This is a genomic window from Pseudomonas sp. GM60 (assembly GCF_000282415.1).
Lineage (GTDB): Bacteria > Pseudomonadota > Gammaproteobacteria > Pseudomonadales > Pseudomonadaceae > Aquipseudomonas > Aquipseudomonas migulae.
The window spans coordinates 33,240-48,173 of record NZ_AKJI01000107.1 but is presented as its reverse complement, the minus strand read 5'-3'; the positions used below and the strand labels follow the sequence as shown (position 1 = coordinate 48,173).

The window sequence follows — 14,934 nt, the reverse complement described above, 5'->3', positions numbered from 1 at the left end:
AACGAAAGGGGCAAGAGCGCTTTGGTTACTTTCGCGCTTTTCGAAAGTGACTCGCCGTAAGGGCGAAACCAATAGCCGCCATCACCGCAAAAACGGATATGCCCACCAACCAAAGACCAACCAAACACCGGTGTAAACTGATACCCCACCCTATTCCGGCAAAGACAAGGGAGCCCACCCAGCCATGATCGGCGCCGAGCTGCTGTCCCCCGAAACCCTCACCGTCGGCTGGCTGATCTACGTCCCGGCCCTGATCTGGGCCATCGCACGTGCCCCGTGGGTCGAGCTGTTCAGCGACAGCCGCCGCCAGCATCTGTTGTTCGGCACCGTGTTCGCGCTATTCATGCTGTGGCTGGTACGACGGGATTTCGACACCGGCGTGTCCTATCACTTCATCGGCATGACCGCCGTAACCCTGCTCCTGGACTGGCCCTTGGCGATCGTCGGAGGACTGGTCGCACAAGCAGGCCTGGTAATACTCGGACGCCAGGACCTCGCCGCCGTCGGCGTGAACGGCGCCTTGTTGATTCTGCTGCCCGTGCTGGTCACCGAGTGCTGCGCAATCCTGGTCGAGCGAGCGCAGCCGCGTAATCCCTTCGTGTATATCTTTGTTTCCGGTTTCTTCGCAGCGGCGCTATCGGCCTTGCTGTGCCTGCTGCTGGCCCTGTGGCTGCTGTGGTTCAACGAGCTGTTCGTCATGCCTTACTGGCTGGAAGATTTTGTCGGTTACCTGTGGCTGATCATCTTTCCCGAAGCCTTCATCAACGGCATGGTCGTCAGCGCGCTGGTTGTGTTCAGCCCCGAATGGCTGGAGACCTTCAACCGCACACGTTATCTTTCGGCACCCTGGAAGGACGACGATCCGAAATCTTGATCCACATCAAATCCAAAAAACGTCGACGAATCCATGCTCCGAAAAACCTTCAGGAGCATCGAAAATGAGTGTCTACGAATGGGCAAGGCAGGAGTTGCGCCACAGTCTGGATGCAGCGCAGGAAGTCGGGTTTGATCCGGGGTTGAGCCTGCGCGCCCTGCTCAGCGCGGTGGTGCAGCAGAGCAAGGCCGTGCGCAGTGTCGAGGATCTGGCCGATGAGTTGCAGTTTCTCGCCGAGAACCTCGATGACGGTCAGGACTACGGCTTCATGCGGCCCTGAACCGTCACTTAGTGACGCGGGTCGAAATCACCACTGAACAACTCGTCCTCGGCATCGGGTGCCACTGGAATCTTGTGCTCTTCCGATGCCCACGCCCCCAGGTCGATCAGTTTGCAGCGGTCTGAACAGAACGGCCGGAATGTGCTTTCCGGGGTCCATTCCACAGGGGCGCCGCAGGTTGGGCATTCGACGGTTGGGATCTGGCTCATGACTGGCCTCCACGCAATGTAAGGTAAAAGTGATGCAGGCGTTCGACCTCGCTGTGCAGCCAGGCGAGGTCGCGGTCGTTGACCACCACATCGTCGGCATGGCTCACGCGATCCTGGCGACTGGATTGCGCCTTGAGGATCGCCTGAACCTGTTGTTCGCTGGTCTGGTCACGCTGCAGGGTGCGTTCGATCTGTAGTTGTTCGGGCGCATCGATCACCAGTACTCGCTGGGTCATGGCGTACTGCCCGGACTCGATCAGCAACGGCGAAACCAGAATCGCGTAAGGCGATTGTGCCTTGCCCAGGTGATCGGCGATTTCCCTGGCGATCAGCGGATGCAAAAGCGCTTCGAGCCAGAGGCGTTGCTCAGGCACTTCGAAGATCAGTTTGCGCAACGCTGCGCGATCCAGTTGCCCGTCGGCTTGCAACACGCCGGGGCCAAAATGTTCGGCGATCTGTGCCAGCGCCGGGCGACCCGGTTCCACCACCCAGCGCGCCGCATGATCGGCATCGACCACGTGCACGCCCAGGTCGATGAAGTGCTGGGCGGCCGCGCTTTTGCCGCTGCCGATGCCGCCGGTCAGGCCGAGAATCCAGGGTTTATCCACAGGGGTATTCATTTCAAACCGACAAACTGCCAATAGAAGCCGGTTATTTGACCACCCCAGAGCAATGCAATCCAGCCGGCAATCGCCAGATAGGGACCGAAGGGGATCGGGGTCGAGGTTTTCGCATTGCGCAGGCTCAGCAAAATCATGCCGATAATCGCGCCCACAAGGGACGACAACAGAATGGTCAGCGGCAAAATCTGCCAGCCGCCCCAGGCGCCCAGCATGGCCAACAGCTTGAAATCGCCGTGGCCGATGCCTTCCTTGCCGGTGATCAGCTTGAACAGCCAGAACACCGACCACAGCGCCATGTAGCCCGCAATTGCGCCCCACAGCGCCTCGTGCAATGGCACGAACAATTCGAAGCTGTTGACGACCAGTCCCAGCCACATCAGCGGTAGCACCAGCACATCCGGCAACAGTTGATGCTCGGCGTCGATCAGGCTCATGGCCAACAAACCCCAGCTCAGGACCAGCACCATCCCGGCTTGCCAGCCGAAACCGAAATGCCAGGCAATGAACGCCGACAGCAGGCCGCAGGCCAGTTCGGTCAACGGGTAGCGTTTACTGATGGGCGTTGCGCAGCTTGAGCATCGTCCACGTAAAAACACATAACTGAGCAGCGGGATGTTTTCCCAGGCGCGAATTCGGTGCCCACAATGCGGGCACTCGGAATGGGGCAGCATCAGGTTGTAGGTCGCGGGCGGTGTTTCGCCAGGCAAACCGAGAATGTCCCGGGCCTGCAATTGCCACTCACGCTCGAGCATTTTCGGCAGGCGCCAGATCACCACATTGAGGAAGCTGCCGACCAGCAAGCCGACCAGCAGTGCAATGACGACAAACGCCAACGGGTACACGGTCAGGATTTCGTTCAAGGGCATGTCAGATCGCATTGCCGAGTTGGAAAATGGGCAGGTACATCGCAACCACCAGGCCGCCGACGATAACACCCAGCACCACCATGATGAATGGCTCCATCAGGCTGGTGAGATTGTCGACCATATTGTCGACTTCCGCCTCATAGAAACTGGCGACCTTGTCGAGCATGTCGTCCAGTGCGCCGGACTCTTCGCCAATGGCCGTCATCTGGATCGCCATGTTCGGAAAGACGCCGGCGGTGCGCATGGAGAAATTCAGCTGCATCCCCGTCGAAACGTCCTGCTTGATACGCAGCACCGCCCGCTTGAACACGATGTTGCCGGTCGCGCCCGCCACTGACTCCAGCGCCTCGACCAGCGGCACACCCGCGGCGAAAGTGGTCGACAGCGTACGGGCGTAACGGGCCACGGCGGACTTGTACATCAATGCGCCAATCAACGGCAGTTTCAGTAGCCAGGTGTCTGTCCGGTCCCGAAAGCCTTGCGATGTCTTGAAGGCGTGGCGCACACCGAATATCGCCGCAAGCAGCACGCCAAGCATCAGCCACCACCAATCCTGCATGAACTGCGACAGGCCGATGACCATCACCGTGAACGCCGGCAGTTGCGCACCAAAACCTTTGAACACCGACTCGAACTGCGGCACCACCTTGACCAGCAGAATCCCGGTGACGATGATCGCGACGACCACCACCGCCAGTGGATAAGTCATGGCTTTCTTGATCTTGGCCTTGAGGCTTTCGCTCTTTTCCTTGTAGGTCGCGACCCGCTCCAACAGGGTGTCCAGCGCGCCGGCCTGTTCGCCGGCATCCACCAGATTGCAGTAGAGCTCATCAAAATACTGCGGTTTTTTGCGCAGGGCTGCCGCGAAGCTGTTACCCGCCGCGACTTCCTGTTTCACCTCGTCCACCAGTTTGCGCATGGCCGGGTTTTCGAAGCCTTCGCCGATGATGTCGAACGATTGCAACAGCGGTACGCCGGCTTTCATCATGGTCGCCATCTGCCGGGTGAAGAGGGCAATGTCATTCGCCTTGATGCGTTGGCCGAGGCTGAAAAACGAGGCGGATTTCTTGCGCACCTTGCCGGGGTTGATGCCTTGCTTGCGCAGTTGCGCCTTGATCAGCGCCGGGTTCTGAGCGCTGAGTTCGCCGGTTATTTTCGTACCTTTTTTGTCGGTGCCTTCCCAGGCGTACACACTGATTTTCGCTGCTTTGACCGCCATGTTCAGTCCTTGGTGACCCGGTTGATTTCTTCAAGGCTGGTGATGCCTTGCATGGCCTTGATCAGCCCGGAAGTACGCAGGTCGTTGAAGCCGTCCTTGCGCATCTGGATATCGATTTCCAGCGAATTGCCTTCGGCCATGATCAGCCGTTGCAGGCCTGCTGTGTTCTTCACCACTTCATAAATCCCCACGCGCCCCTTGTAGCCACCGTTGCACTGATCGCAACCGACTGGCTCATAGATCGTGAATGCGCCAATCCGTTCCTCTGGGAAGCCTTCCTTGATCAATGCCTCGCGGGGAATATCGATGGGCTTCTTGCATTGGCTGCACAGTTTGCGCGCCAGGCGCTGGGCGATGATCAGGCTGACTGACGTCGCGATGTTGAACCCCTGAATGCCCATGTTGTGCAGGCGGGTCAGGGTTTCAGCGGCGCTGTTGGTGTGCAGGGTCGACAGCACCAGGTGCCCGGTCTGGGCGGCCTTGATGGCAATTTCGGCGGTTTCCAGGTCGCGGATTTCGCCGACCATGATCACGTCCGGGTCCTGCCGCAAGAAGGAGCGTAGCGCCTGGGCAAAACCCAGACCTTGCTTGGCGTTGACGTTGACCTGGTTGATGCCTTCCATGTTGATCTCTACCGGGTCTTCGGCGGTGGAGATGTTGATGTCCACGGTGTTGAGAATGTTCAGGCCGGTGTAGAGCGACACGGTCTTGCCCGACCCCGTGGGGCCGGTCACCAGAATCATCCCCTGCGGCTGCTTTAGCGCGGCCATGTACAGGTCTTTCTGGTCGGGCTCGTAGCCGAGGGCGTCGATACCCATTTGCGCGCTCGATGGATCGAGGATCCGGATCACCACTTTCTCGCCCCACAGGGTCGGCAGGGTGTTGACCCGGAAGTCGATGGACTTGCTCTTCGACAGGCGCATCTTGATCCGCCCGTCCTGGGGTTTGCGCCGCTCGGAGATGTCGAGGCTGGCCATGACTTTCAGGCGGGCGGCGATGCGGTTGGCCAGTTGAATCGGCGGCTTGGCGACTTCACGCAACATACCGTCGGTGCGCATCCGCACGCGGTAGGTTTTTTCGTAGGGCTCGAAATGCAGGTCGGAAGAGCCACTTCTGATCGCGTCCAGCAGCATCTTGTGAACGAAGCGCACCACCGGCGCGTCGTCGGCATCCTGTCCTGCGATGGCGCCCTGGTCGTCATCGATCGACTCGATGTCCATGCCATCGAGGTCGACGTCGGCCATGTCTTCCAGTCCACTGGCATGGCTGTCGAAGAAATTCTCGATGGCATCGCTGAGCTTGTCGTCCTCCACCAGGATGGCTTCGGTGTTCAGCCCGGTACTGAACTGGATGTCGTTGATGGCCTGGTGATTGGTCGGGTCGGAAACCCCCACGAACAACTTGTTGCCACGCCGCCAGAGGGGGAGGGCGTGGTGCTGGCGAACCAGTTTCTCGCTGACCAGACCCTTGGGTTGGGTTTCCTTGTCCAGGCAGTTGAGGTCGAGCAGTGCCATGCCGAAATGCTCCGAGGCGATCTCGGCGACCTGGCGGCTTTTCACGAGTTTGTTCTGCACCAGATAACTGACCAGGGTGATTTTATGACGTTGGGCTTGCTGATACGCCTGTTGCGCGCTTTGGTCGGTGAGCAGCTCGGCAAGCACCAATTGCTTGGCCAGACCGCTAAGGGCGATGTCATTCATGGGGATACCGGACACAGACAGTTCATGACTTATAGCCTAGTCAACCGGTGGCGCCAAACCAGCGCTGCTCTGGTGACAAAAAGTGTCAGATAGTGCGGATCCTGAGGGCAGGACAAGGCCTTGCGTCGTTCTCGCGCCCCGCTAACAGGGGGCAACGGGCTTGGCATGGGCTGTGCTGAGACTGGTTCAGATCATGAGATTTCGACTCATGCATGGAGCTTGTCTATGAGTGCTCAGAAAGGTTTTACGCTTATTGAATTGTTGATCGTGGTGGCGATCATCGGGATTCTGGCGACGTTTGCGTTGCCGGCTTACTCGAAGTATCAAGCGCGGGCGAAAGTTACCGCGGGGTTGGCGGAAATTTCAGCATTGAAGGTTTCGTTTGAAGACCTGATGAATGCCGGCACTGCAGAACCCACCACACTGACGGGCGCCGGCACGACGACGCAGAACTGTGCAATTGCTGTCACCGGCACGGTTGCCTCAGGCGCTGGCACCATTGTCTGCACGCTGCAGAAAGCACCGGCCCCTGTGGCAGGTAAAACCATCACGCTGACTCGCAGTGCCACTGCAGGCTGGTCATGCGCGACCGGCGTGACAGCCGATTACGCACCGCCTGGTTGCACAGCCTCTGCAACTTAATGCTGAAAACGGCTAGATAGAAGAATGCCCCATCGTCGGATGGGGCATTTTTGGGGGGGAAGCTCCAAGTTCGCTGCGTTTCTTGGTGAGATTTGGAAAACCTCACAAATTCATGGCCTTAGGCCCACGTTAAAACCTGCAACTTGCATGTAGAGAATGTCGAAGTCATGCAATTTGCATGATTCCGAAAATCAGTAAATTTTTTAAGTTGTTGATTTGTAAGTGGTTAATGGCTGTTTCAAAGTTGGCACAGCGTTCGCACTATACCCAGTAACCCTGCTGACAAGACACGCAGCAGACTTTATGAAAAAACAGGAGTTACTCGTATGAAGAAGTTCGCTATCGCTGCCGCTACTGCTACCGCTACCGCGCTGACCCTGACCATGGCCAACGTTGCATTCGCTCAAACCCAGGCTACCCAAGCCCCAATGGTGCTGGCTGCCGGTGAAGTGACCAAGGCTAAAGAAGCCACTTCCGATACCTGGATCACCACCAAAGTCAAAGCTGACCTGGTGACCGAAAAAGGCATTCCTGGTACCGATATCAAAGTCGAAACCAACAAAGGTGTTGTATCCCTGTCGTCCACCGTCGCGGTGACTGACGCTCAGAAAGCCACCGCCGTGGCCATCGCCAAGAAAATCAAAGGCGTCCAGGCGGTCTCCGCTGACGGCCTGAAAGCCGAGTAAGGCAAGACTTCTCGCCTGAACGGGAGAAGGCGCGGTAGACGAGCCGAGTCATGCGTCTGCCGCAACTTGAGAGTTCATGCGACGGCCACAAGGATGTGGCCATTACAGGCCCCTGACATTCGTGTCCGGGGCCTGTTCTATTTGCAGCAACTCAAAACAACTGTAGGAGCGAGCCTGCTCGCGATGGACGTCAACGATAATGCTGGCTGCCTGGATCAAGGTATCGCCTGGGCATTTTTCGCGAGCAAGCTCGCACCTACAGGGGCCGTGTAAAATCAATTTCCGCGTTTGCTGGTGATCTGCTTCAAGCGATTCCCTTCAAACCGCAGGTATTGATACATCCCGCCGTTGGGCCCGTAGGTCCATTCCTCGACCTGGAATTCTTCCCGACGGTTGGCGCTGCGCTTGTACCCCAACAGGTCTCGACTGACCGGCTCTCCACATTTTTGCAGTACTTCGCTGGACCGGTCGCCGACGCTGACCAACTGGCTGCCGCAGCGCAGGGTATCGGCGGCCGAGGCCTGACTGGCAGCCATTGCCAGTGTCAGGCTGATCAGCAACCGACTGATCATCACTCGGCATCCAGGTGCAACGGCGTTACCACCCGACCGTCACTTTCGGCCTCGCCGAGGCTGGCATCGATGAAGTACACGCGGTCATCGGCCAACTGACCCTTGTCGACCAGATAATCCTTGATGCTGCTGGCGCGATCCTGGCCCAGTTGGCGCAAGAGCACGTCGCTGGTGCTCCAGAACTTGATCACGTCTGCGCGCATTTTCGCGGTGCGTTCTTCCTTGCCCAGGTCCTTCCATTCGGCGGGTGGCTGGGTTTTCAGGCGGGTGCGGTAAATGCCTTCCAGCAGCGGGCCTTTCTCGCCTTCCGGTACTTGCAGCAACGAGGCCTGCGCCGGCACCTTGTCGCCGCGACGCTGGAGCATTTTGTAGTAGTTGTACTGGTATTCCCGTTCCAGGCGTTGCTCGGCGATCAGTGGGCCATCGCTGCTGGCGGCAGCGGTGCCTTCGATCTCCAGGCGCAGGGCCGGGCGTTCCTTGAGTGCATTGGACAGTTTGACCAGCGATCCCTCGGCGTCCTTGCTCAGATCGCTTGAGCCCGGCGCGAACGACACCGTACCCAGGTCTTCCGCCCCACCGCCACTGACCAGCCCGCCAATCATTTTGAACGGTGCGGCAGCGGCTTTGACGATCAGGTTACGCAGGGTCTGCCAGACAATCGGCATGACGCTGAATTGCGGATTGTTGAGGTCGCCGGTGACTGGCAGCTCGATGGAAATCTTGCCGTCGACGTCCTTGAGCAGCGCAATCGCCAGTTTCAGCGGCAGGCTGACGGCGTCCGGGCTGTCGACCTTTTCACCCAGTTGCAATTGCTCGACCACCACTTTGTTTTCAGCCTTGAGCTGGCCTTTGGTAATCAGGTAATGCAGGTCTAGGTTGAGTCGGCCCTTGCGGATACGGTAGCCGGCGAACTTGCCGGAGTAGGGCGTCAGCGTGGTCAGTTCCACCCGTTTGAAACTGGTGGCGATGTCGAGGCTGGCCATCGGGTCGAACGGGTTGACCGAACCTTTGATGGTCACCGGCGCGTAACGATCGACCTTGCCCTTGATGTCGACGGTCGCCGGTTTCGCCTGACGGCTGTCGATGGTGCCAATCTGGCCGTTGAGCTGTTGCACGGCGGTGGCGAAGTTCGGGGTCAGGCTGAAGTCGGCGAAGTTGGCCGAACCGTCATTGATGGCAATGCCGCCAATGTGGATGCCCAGCGGCTTGTCCTTGTTGACGGGTTTGGCCGCAGCGGTTTTTGCGCCGGAATCGGGCGGTTGCGGGATCAGCAGGTCATCGATGTTGGTGGTGCGATCATCGTTGATCATGAAGCGCACATACGGTTGGAACAGGTTGACCTTGTCGATCGACAGGCTGTCGCCGTGCTGATAATTCAGGCCTTCAACCACCACCTGCTGCCACTTGAGAAAGTCGCGGGTTTTCAGGGTGTCGAGGGTGTGCAGCTGATCGATCTGCGCCCGTCCTGTGACGCTGAGCGCCAACGGCTCGGTGCTTTTCAGGTTGACCGCCAGATCGCTGCCGAGCATGCCGCTGCGCAGTTCAAGGCGAATGAACGGATTGATGTAGGACTGGGCGACCCGCAGGTCGATGTCCTTGGTCTGCACGTTCAATTTGGCGCTGACGGGAGCGAGATTGACCTCGCCATCCGCAGAGATCTTGCCTTGCTTGCCCACGCCGGTGTCGAGCTTGAGGGTAAAAGGCGAGCCATTGAGGCTGTCGAAATTCTGCAGGTCCAGGTTCAGCGGATTCAAATCCAGCGTCACGGCGGGTTGCGTTTTGCGGTCAGCCAGGTGCACCTGGTAATTGCGCAACTGCACATCTTTCAACAGCACTTGCCAAGGTTTGCTCGGCGGCGTCGGTTCTGGTTTTGGCGAGTCGGCGGCCGCTGGCGTGCTGGCCGGCTCGGCTTTGGCCTTGGCGGCGGCCTTGGACGGTTGGCTGGCGAACAATTTCTGCCAGTCGAGTTGCCCGTCGGCTTCCAGTGCCGCCCAGGTTTCCAGTTTGTTGCTGCGGATCTTGCCGACGACAACTTGCTGCTTGGCCAGGTCGACCGTGGTTTCAGTCACGTCCAGGCGTTCAAGTTTCGCCAGTGGCCGACCGTCCGGAGCCTTGATGGCGAAGGGCGCCACGCTCACTGCGACGTTGTTCAGCAGCAGCTCGGTTTCCTTGGACAGGTTGAGTTTGTAGTCGATGCTCAGGTTCAGCACGCCGTTTTCCAGCACCAGCGGCAGCGCGTCACGCACATAGGGCCAAAAGGTTTTCATCTGTCCGTCGGTGATTTTCAGCTTACCTTCGGAGGCGATCGGGATGAGGCTGAAGTTACCGGTCCAGTCGATCTGCCCACCGTTCGGGCCGATGGCCACAAGGGTCATGTCGGCATTGTCATCGGGCAGGGTGCTGAGGTTGTTCAGCTCGAAATCGAGTTTGTCGTAGAGGAACTCGATGGCTTCGCTGGGGCGTTCATCCTTGAAGTGCACGGCACCGCCGGCCAGTTTGATTCGCTCTATGCGCAGCGGAAACGGTTTGGCGTCCGGGTCTGTCGGCGTCGGCTCGCTCGCCGGCAGTTTGAACAGACCAAGCAAGTTGAGTTTGCCGTCCTTGCCGAAAAGGATTTCGGTCTTCGGCTTGTCCAGTTCGATATCGGACAGGTGCAGCGCCTTGGTCCAGAGGCTGTCGATCTGCAGGTTGGCGTAAAGCCGTTCGAAACCGACCTGTTCCTTGCCCGGTTCGCCGATGATCAGGCCCCACAGGGTGACTTCAAGGCTGAACGGGTTGAGTTCGATTCGCTGAATTGTGGCGGGCGTCGTCGCGTAGTTGGCCAGTTGCTGGTTGGCCACCCGCAATGCGATGCCCGGCAAAATCAGAAACCCCAGCAGGCTGTAGAGGGCCAGAGCAGTCAACAAGGCGCCGATAGCGCGGATCAATCCTTTGGGCATGTGCGGCTTCATCTGTCTGAATCGGAGTGCCTTGGAGTATGGCACGCCAATCCGGTTCCGAAGTATTCGCTCAGCCCAGGATTTTTCAGATTTATCTGACGTGATTCAGAGCTGCAGGATCAGTGTTTTCAGCGGCGGCTGTTGATCCATGGACGGGAAATCGGCGCCCGGTTTCATCACCGTCCACTCGCGCACCGGGCGGCCGGCCTTCTCCGCGCAGCGCAAAACCTGTTCGCGCCAGTCGTCCATGCTGACTTTTGCCAGGTTGTTGCAGCAGATCAGCACGCCATTGTCGGCGGTGGTCAGCAGCGCGGGCTTGAGCAGGCTCTGGTAGTCGCGCAGCAGGTCGACGGTGCCGAAAGCGCTCTTGGCCCAGGCCGGAGGGTCCAGCAAAACCAGATCGTATTGACGTTGTTCCAGGCGTTGATAGCTCGGCAGTTTCTGCCCGCGACGCTGGCTGATGGGCAGGCCGGCGAGTTGGCGAATGGCCGGGAAATAATCGGACTGGATGAATTGCATGGTCGGCAATTGCGGATTGAGCAGACCGTTTTCGCGGCCGACCGCCAGGTTGCCCTCGGCGAAGTCCAGGTTGCACACCTCGCTCGCGCCACCGGCCGCAGCGCTCAGGCCGACGCCGCAGGTGTAGGCAAACAGGTTCAGCACGCTTTTGTTCTTGCTGTGATCCTTGACCCAGCCGCGGGTGTTGCGCAGGTCGAGAAACAGCAGCGGATCCTGGCCGGCGTGACGGCCGCGAACCCGGTAATTCAGGCCCCATTCGTGACCGACCAAGTCTTGCAGGGCGGCTTCGTCGGCGCGGTAGACCGTGTCTTCACGGTCGATGCGCGAGTTGCCCCGGGAGCGGTCGTTGTAGACCAGCAGGGTGTCGAGGCCCAGATGTTGGTTGATCGTTTCATGCACTTGCAGCAGGGCGTCGCGCTCCAGCGCCTGATGAAAGCTCTGCACCAACAGCTGCGGGCCGTAGCGGTCGATGGTCAGGCCGCCAGCGCCTTCCTGGCTGCCGTGGAACAGGCGATAGCAATCGGTGCCTTGCTGATGCAGTTCGGCAAGCAGGTCCTGGCGATGTTCGAGGGCGGCGCACAGCGCCTGATTCAAGGAAGACATGCTGGGCGCCTTGCAGGGGAGGGAATTTGGCGCGGGAGTTTAACAGCTTGCGCAGAACCTGTAGGAGCCGGCTTGCTGGCGATGGGCGCAATACGGTTCATCCTGACGAACCGCGTTATCGTTCATCGCCGGCAAGCCGGCTCCTACAAATATGAGTCAGGTCAATAATCCCATCCGTCGCTTGGCCCGATGCACCGAGCCATTACGCACGGCCCAGCGCAGCATCGGTGCGCTGCGGTTGACGCTGGCGCGGATCAGTTTGCGTTGCAGCGAGCTCTGGCGCACGCCGAGCATGTCGCTGGCCCAATCCGGCAGCAGGTCAATGCCTGCCTGCATCATCAACCCGCCGAACGGCTTGGCCAGACGGCTAGGGGAGGGTGCGTTCAACAACAGTCGCAACACCTCGCGACTGCGCTCGTCGCACAGCAATTGCGGACGAATGCGCTCAAGGTATTCAGCCGTTTCCTGCCGCGAACGCGGTACGTCACGCGCGCCCAGGCGTTCGGCGACCAAGGCGATTTCATCGTAGTAACGGTCCTGATCGGCCAGCGAAAGGTGTGGGTTGCGATAACGCAAATGCGCCGCGAGGAAGTTGCTGACTTCGGCCACGTGTACCCAGGTGAGCAGATCTGGATCACTGGCGGCGTAAGGCCGGCCATCCGGTGCGGTGCCGGTCACTTGCAGGTGGATGGAGCGGACTTTCTCGATCAGCCAGTCAGCATCTTTACGCGAGCCGAAAGTGGTGCCGGAAATGAACTGCCCGGTGCGGCGCAGGCGACCGAGCATGTCCTGGCGAAAATTCGAATGGTCCCAGACCCCGGCCAGTGCCAAGGGGTGCAGGGCTTGCAGCATCAACGCGCTGATGCCGCCGATGAGCATGCTGCTGAAGTCGCCGTGGACTTGCCAACTGACCGAATCAGGGCCGAACAGACCGGGATCACCCTTGGGGTTTTCCAGGTCGAGCTTGCCGAGGGACAGGCCGGTGAGGCTCATGACCTGTGTTTCGATGCGGCTGCGGATGAATTCCATGGCGACTCATTGCTGAAAAAAAGATCTGGCATCACACATTACCCCTGTAGGAGCCGGCTTGCCGGCGATAGCGGCGTATCAATCGACAAAAATGTTGAATGACACACTGCTATCGCCGGCAAGCCGGCTCCTACAGGGGGCAAGGCGTGCACACGTTATTGGTTCAGGCGTTTATCCACCAGATCCTGAACCACGCTCGGGTCGGCCAACGTCGAGGTGTCGCCCAGGCTGTCCAGCTCATTACAGGCGATCTTGCGCAGAATCCGTCGCATGATCTTGCCCGAACGGGTTTTCGGCAAGGCCGGGGCCCACTGGATCAGGTCCGGTTTGGCAAAACTGCCGATTTCCTTGCTGACGTGGGCCAGCAGTTCCTTCTTCAGTTCGTCGGTGGGATCGGTGCCGTTCATGGGCGTGACAAAGGCATAGATGCCTTGGCCTTTGACGTCGTGAGGGTAACCGACCACCGCCGCTTCGGCGATACTGTCGTGCAGCACCAGGGCGCTTTCCACTTCGGCGGTGCCGATGCGGTGGCCGGAAACGTTGATCACGTCGTCAATGCGCCCGGTGATCCAGTAATCGCCGTCCTCGTCGCGCCGCGCGCCGTCACCGGTGAAATAGTAGCCGGGATACGGTTTGAAATAGGTGTCGACCATCCGTTGCGGATCGCCGTAGACACTGCGGATCTGCGCCGGCCAGCTGGATTTTATCGCCAGCACGCCGCTGCCGGCGCCTTTGATTTCCTTGCCCACTTCGTCGAGCAGCACCGGCTGCACACCGAACATCGGTTGTGTGGCGCAGCCGGGTTTGATCCGCTGTGCGCTCACCAGCGGGCTGAGCATGATGCCGCCGGTTTCGGTCTGCCACCAGGTGTCAACGATCGGGCAACGCTGCTCGCCGACGACGTTGAAATACCAATCCCACGCTTCCGGGTTGATCGGCTCACCGACGCTGCCGAGTAATCTGAGGCTCGCGCGGGACGTTTCCTTCAGCGGTTCGGGGCCTTCGCGCATCAGCGAGCGCAGGGCGGTGGGGGCGGTGTAGAAGATGTTCACGTGGTGCTTGTCGATCACCTGCCAGAAGCGCGAGCTGCTCGGGTAGCTCGGCACGCCTTCGAAGATCAGCGTGGTCGCGCCGTTGGCCAGCGGGCCGTAGACGATGTAACTGTGGCCGGTAACCCAGCCGACATCGGCGGTGCACCAGAAGACTTCGTTGTCGCGGTAGTCGAGCACGTATTTGAAAGTCATCGCCGCTTGCAGCAAGTAACCGCCGGTGGTGTGCAACACGCCTTTGGGTTTGCCGGTGCTGCCGGAGGTGTAGAGGATGAACAACGGGTCTTCGGCGTCCATGGGTTCCGGCGGGCAATTGTCATCGACGTCGCGCAGGGCCTGGTGATACCAGAGGTCGCGGCCTTCGACCCAGTCGACATCGCCCTGGGTGCGCTCGACCACGATCACGGTGCTGACGTTCGGGCAACTTTTCAGCGCTTGGTCGACTTTCTGCTTGAGCTGTACGAATTTGCCGCCGCGCACGCCTTCATCGGCGGTGATCACGGTGCGGCAGTCGGCGTCGAGAATGCGGTCGCGCACCGAGTCCGGGGAGAAACCGCCAAACACCACCGAATGCACCGCACCGATTCGTGTGCAGGCGAGCATGGCGTAGGCGGCTTCGGGGATCATCGGCATGTAAATGCACACGCGGTCGCCTTTCTTCACGCCACGGCTTTTGAGCACATTGGCCAGGCGGCAGACGTTGTGATGCAGTTTTTTGTAAGTGATCTGTGCCGATTCGGCGGGGTCATCGCCTTCCCAGAGGATTGCGATCTGATCGCCGCGTTTTTCCAGGTGGCGATCGATGCAGTTGTAGCTGACGTTTAATTTTCCGCCGGCAAACCAGCTGGCTTCGCCGGTTTTCAGGTCATAGCGCTGGACGGTTTTCCACGGTGTGCTCCAGTCGAGGAAGCGTGTGGCCTGTTCAGCCCAGAATTCACTGGGGTGCTCGATGGATTGACGGTACAGGCGCTTGTAGTCGTCTTGACTGAGGTGTGCGGCCCGGCGGACGGCATCGGCTTTGGGGAACGTGCTGATATCGAACATGACGGTTCCTTCTTCTTGTTTTTGCGACAAGAGGGGAGCTACGCGACCCTCGTAGGAGCCGGCTTGCTGGCGATAGCGGC

14 protein-coding genes are annotated in these 14,934 nt (G+C 59.4%); 4 read left to right on the top strand and 10 right to left on the bottom strand.

The window, feature by feature from the left end:
* Positions 1-184: 184 nt before the first annotated feature.
* A complete protein-coding gene (locus PMI32_RS05545) occupies positions 185-874 on the top strand; it encodes an energy-coupling factor ABC transporter permease (protein ID WP_008033214.1) in 690 nt (229 codons plus the stop codon).
* Between the two features lie 64 nt (positions 875-938).
* A complete protein-coding gene (locus tag PMI32_RS05550; RefSeq protein WP_008033212.1) occupies positions 939-1,154 on the top strand; it encodes a hypothetical protein in 216 nt (71 codons plus the stop codon).
* A gap of 8 nt (positions 1,155-1,162) precedes the next feature.
* On the opposite strand, the gene yacG is transcribed toward PMI32_RS05550, so the two are convergent.
* From yacG to pilB, 5 genes are read right to left on the bottom strand one after another with little or no spacing between them, the layout of a single operon-like run.
* On the bottom strand, positions 1,163-1,363 hold the full coding sequence (gene yacG / locus PMI32_RS05555; RefSeq protein WP_008033210.1) for a DNA gyrase inhibitor YacG: 201 nt from the start codon (positions 1,361-1,363) through the stop codon (positions 1,163-1,165).
* On the bottom strand, positions 1,360-1,983 hold the full coding sequence (gene coaE, locus PMI32_RS05560) for a dephospho-CoA kinase (RefSeq protein WP_008033209.1): 624 nt from the start codon (positions 1,981-1,983) through the stop codon (positions 1,360-1,362). The genes yacG and coaE overlap by 4 nt, the downstream gene beginning before the upstream one ends.
* Positions 1,980-2,852: a prepilin peptidase gene (locus tag PMI32_RS05565; protein ID WP_008033208.1), complete on the bottom strand. Its 873-nt coding sequence runs from the start codon at positions 2,850-2,852 to the stop codon at positions 1,980-1,982. The genes coaE and PMI32_RS05565 overlap by 4 nt, the downstream gene beginning before the upstream one ends.
* A gap of 1 nt (position 2,853) precedes the next feature.
* Positions 2,854-4,071 carry a type II secretion system F family protein gene (locus PMI32_RS05570; protein ID WP_008033207.1) on the bottom strand — a complete coding sequence of 406 codons (1,218 nt, stop codon included), beginning with the start codon at positions 4,069-4,071 and terminating at the stop codon, positions 2,854-2,856.
* A 2-nt stretch (positions 4,072-4,073) separates the two neighbouring features.
* Entirely contained in the window at positions 4,074-5,771 is a 1,698-nt protein-coding gene (gene pilB / locus PMI32_RS05575) for a type IV-A pilus assembly ATPase PilB (RefSeq protein ID WP_008033206.1), read from the bottom strand.
* 225 nt (positions 5,772-5,996) lie between these two features.
* On the opposite strand from pilB, the gene PMI32_RS05580 reads away from it, so the two are divergent.
* Together PMI32_RS05580 and PMI32_RS05585 are read left to right on the top strand one after the other, a co-directional pair.
* Positions 5,997-6,413, top strand: coding sequence for a pilin (locus PMI32_RS05580; RefSeq protein ID WP_008033203.1), 417 nt, complete (start codon positions 5,997-5,999; stop codon positions 6,411-6,413).
* A gap of 326 nt (positions 6,414-6,739) precedes the next feature.
* Entirely contained in the window at positions 6,740-7,099 is a 360-nt protein-coding gene (locus tag PMI32_RS05585; RefSeq protein ID WP_008033201.1) for a BON domain-containing protein, read from the top strand.
* A 275-nt stretch (positions 7,100-7,374) separates the two neighbouring features.
* Here PMI32_RS05585 and PMI32_RS05590 read toward each other — a convergent pair whose 3' ends face one another.
* The 5 genes from PMI32_RS05590 to acs form a co-directional block, all read right to left on the bottom strand.
* Positions 7,375-7,671 (bottom strand): DUF2845 domain-containing protein, encoded by a 297-nt coding sequence (locus PMI32_RS05590; protein ID WP_008033199.1) that lies wholly within the window; start codon positions 7,669-7,671, stop codon positions 7,375-7,377.
* Complete coding sequence (locus PMI32_RS05595; protein WP_032829087.1) at positions 7,671-10,622, bottom strand: DUF748 domain-containing protein; 2,952 nt, start codon at positions 10,620-10,622, stop codon at positions 7,671-7,673. The genes PMI32_RS05590 and PMI32_RS05595 overlap by 1 nt, the downstream gene beginning before the upstream one ends.
* 93 nt (positions 10,623-10,715) lie before the next feature.
* Positions 10,716-11,732: a class I SAM-dependent rRNA methyltransferase gene (locus PMI32_RS05600; RefSeq protein ID WP_008033195.1), complete on the bottom strand. Its 1,017-nt coding sequence runs from the start codon at positions 11,730-11,732 to the stop codon at positions 10,716-10,718.
* Between the two features lie 156 nt (positions 11,733-11,888).
* The gene (locus PMI32_RS05605) at positions 11,889-12,761 is read right to left on the bottom strand and encodes an oxygenase MpaB family protein (RefSeq protein WP_008033193.1); all 873 of its coding nucleotides are present in this window, start codon (positions 12,759-12,761) and stop codon (positions 11,889-11,891) included.
* Between the two features lie 155 nt (positions 12,762-12,916).
* Positions 12,917-14,854 (bottom strand): acetate--CoA ligase, encoded by a 1,938-nt coding sequence (gene acs / locus PMI32_RS05610; protein ID WP_008033192.1) that lies wholly within the window; start codon positions 14,852-14,854, stop codon positions 12,917-12,919.
* Positions 14,855-14,934: the final 80 nt, after the last annotated feature.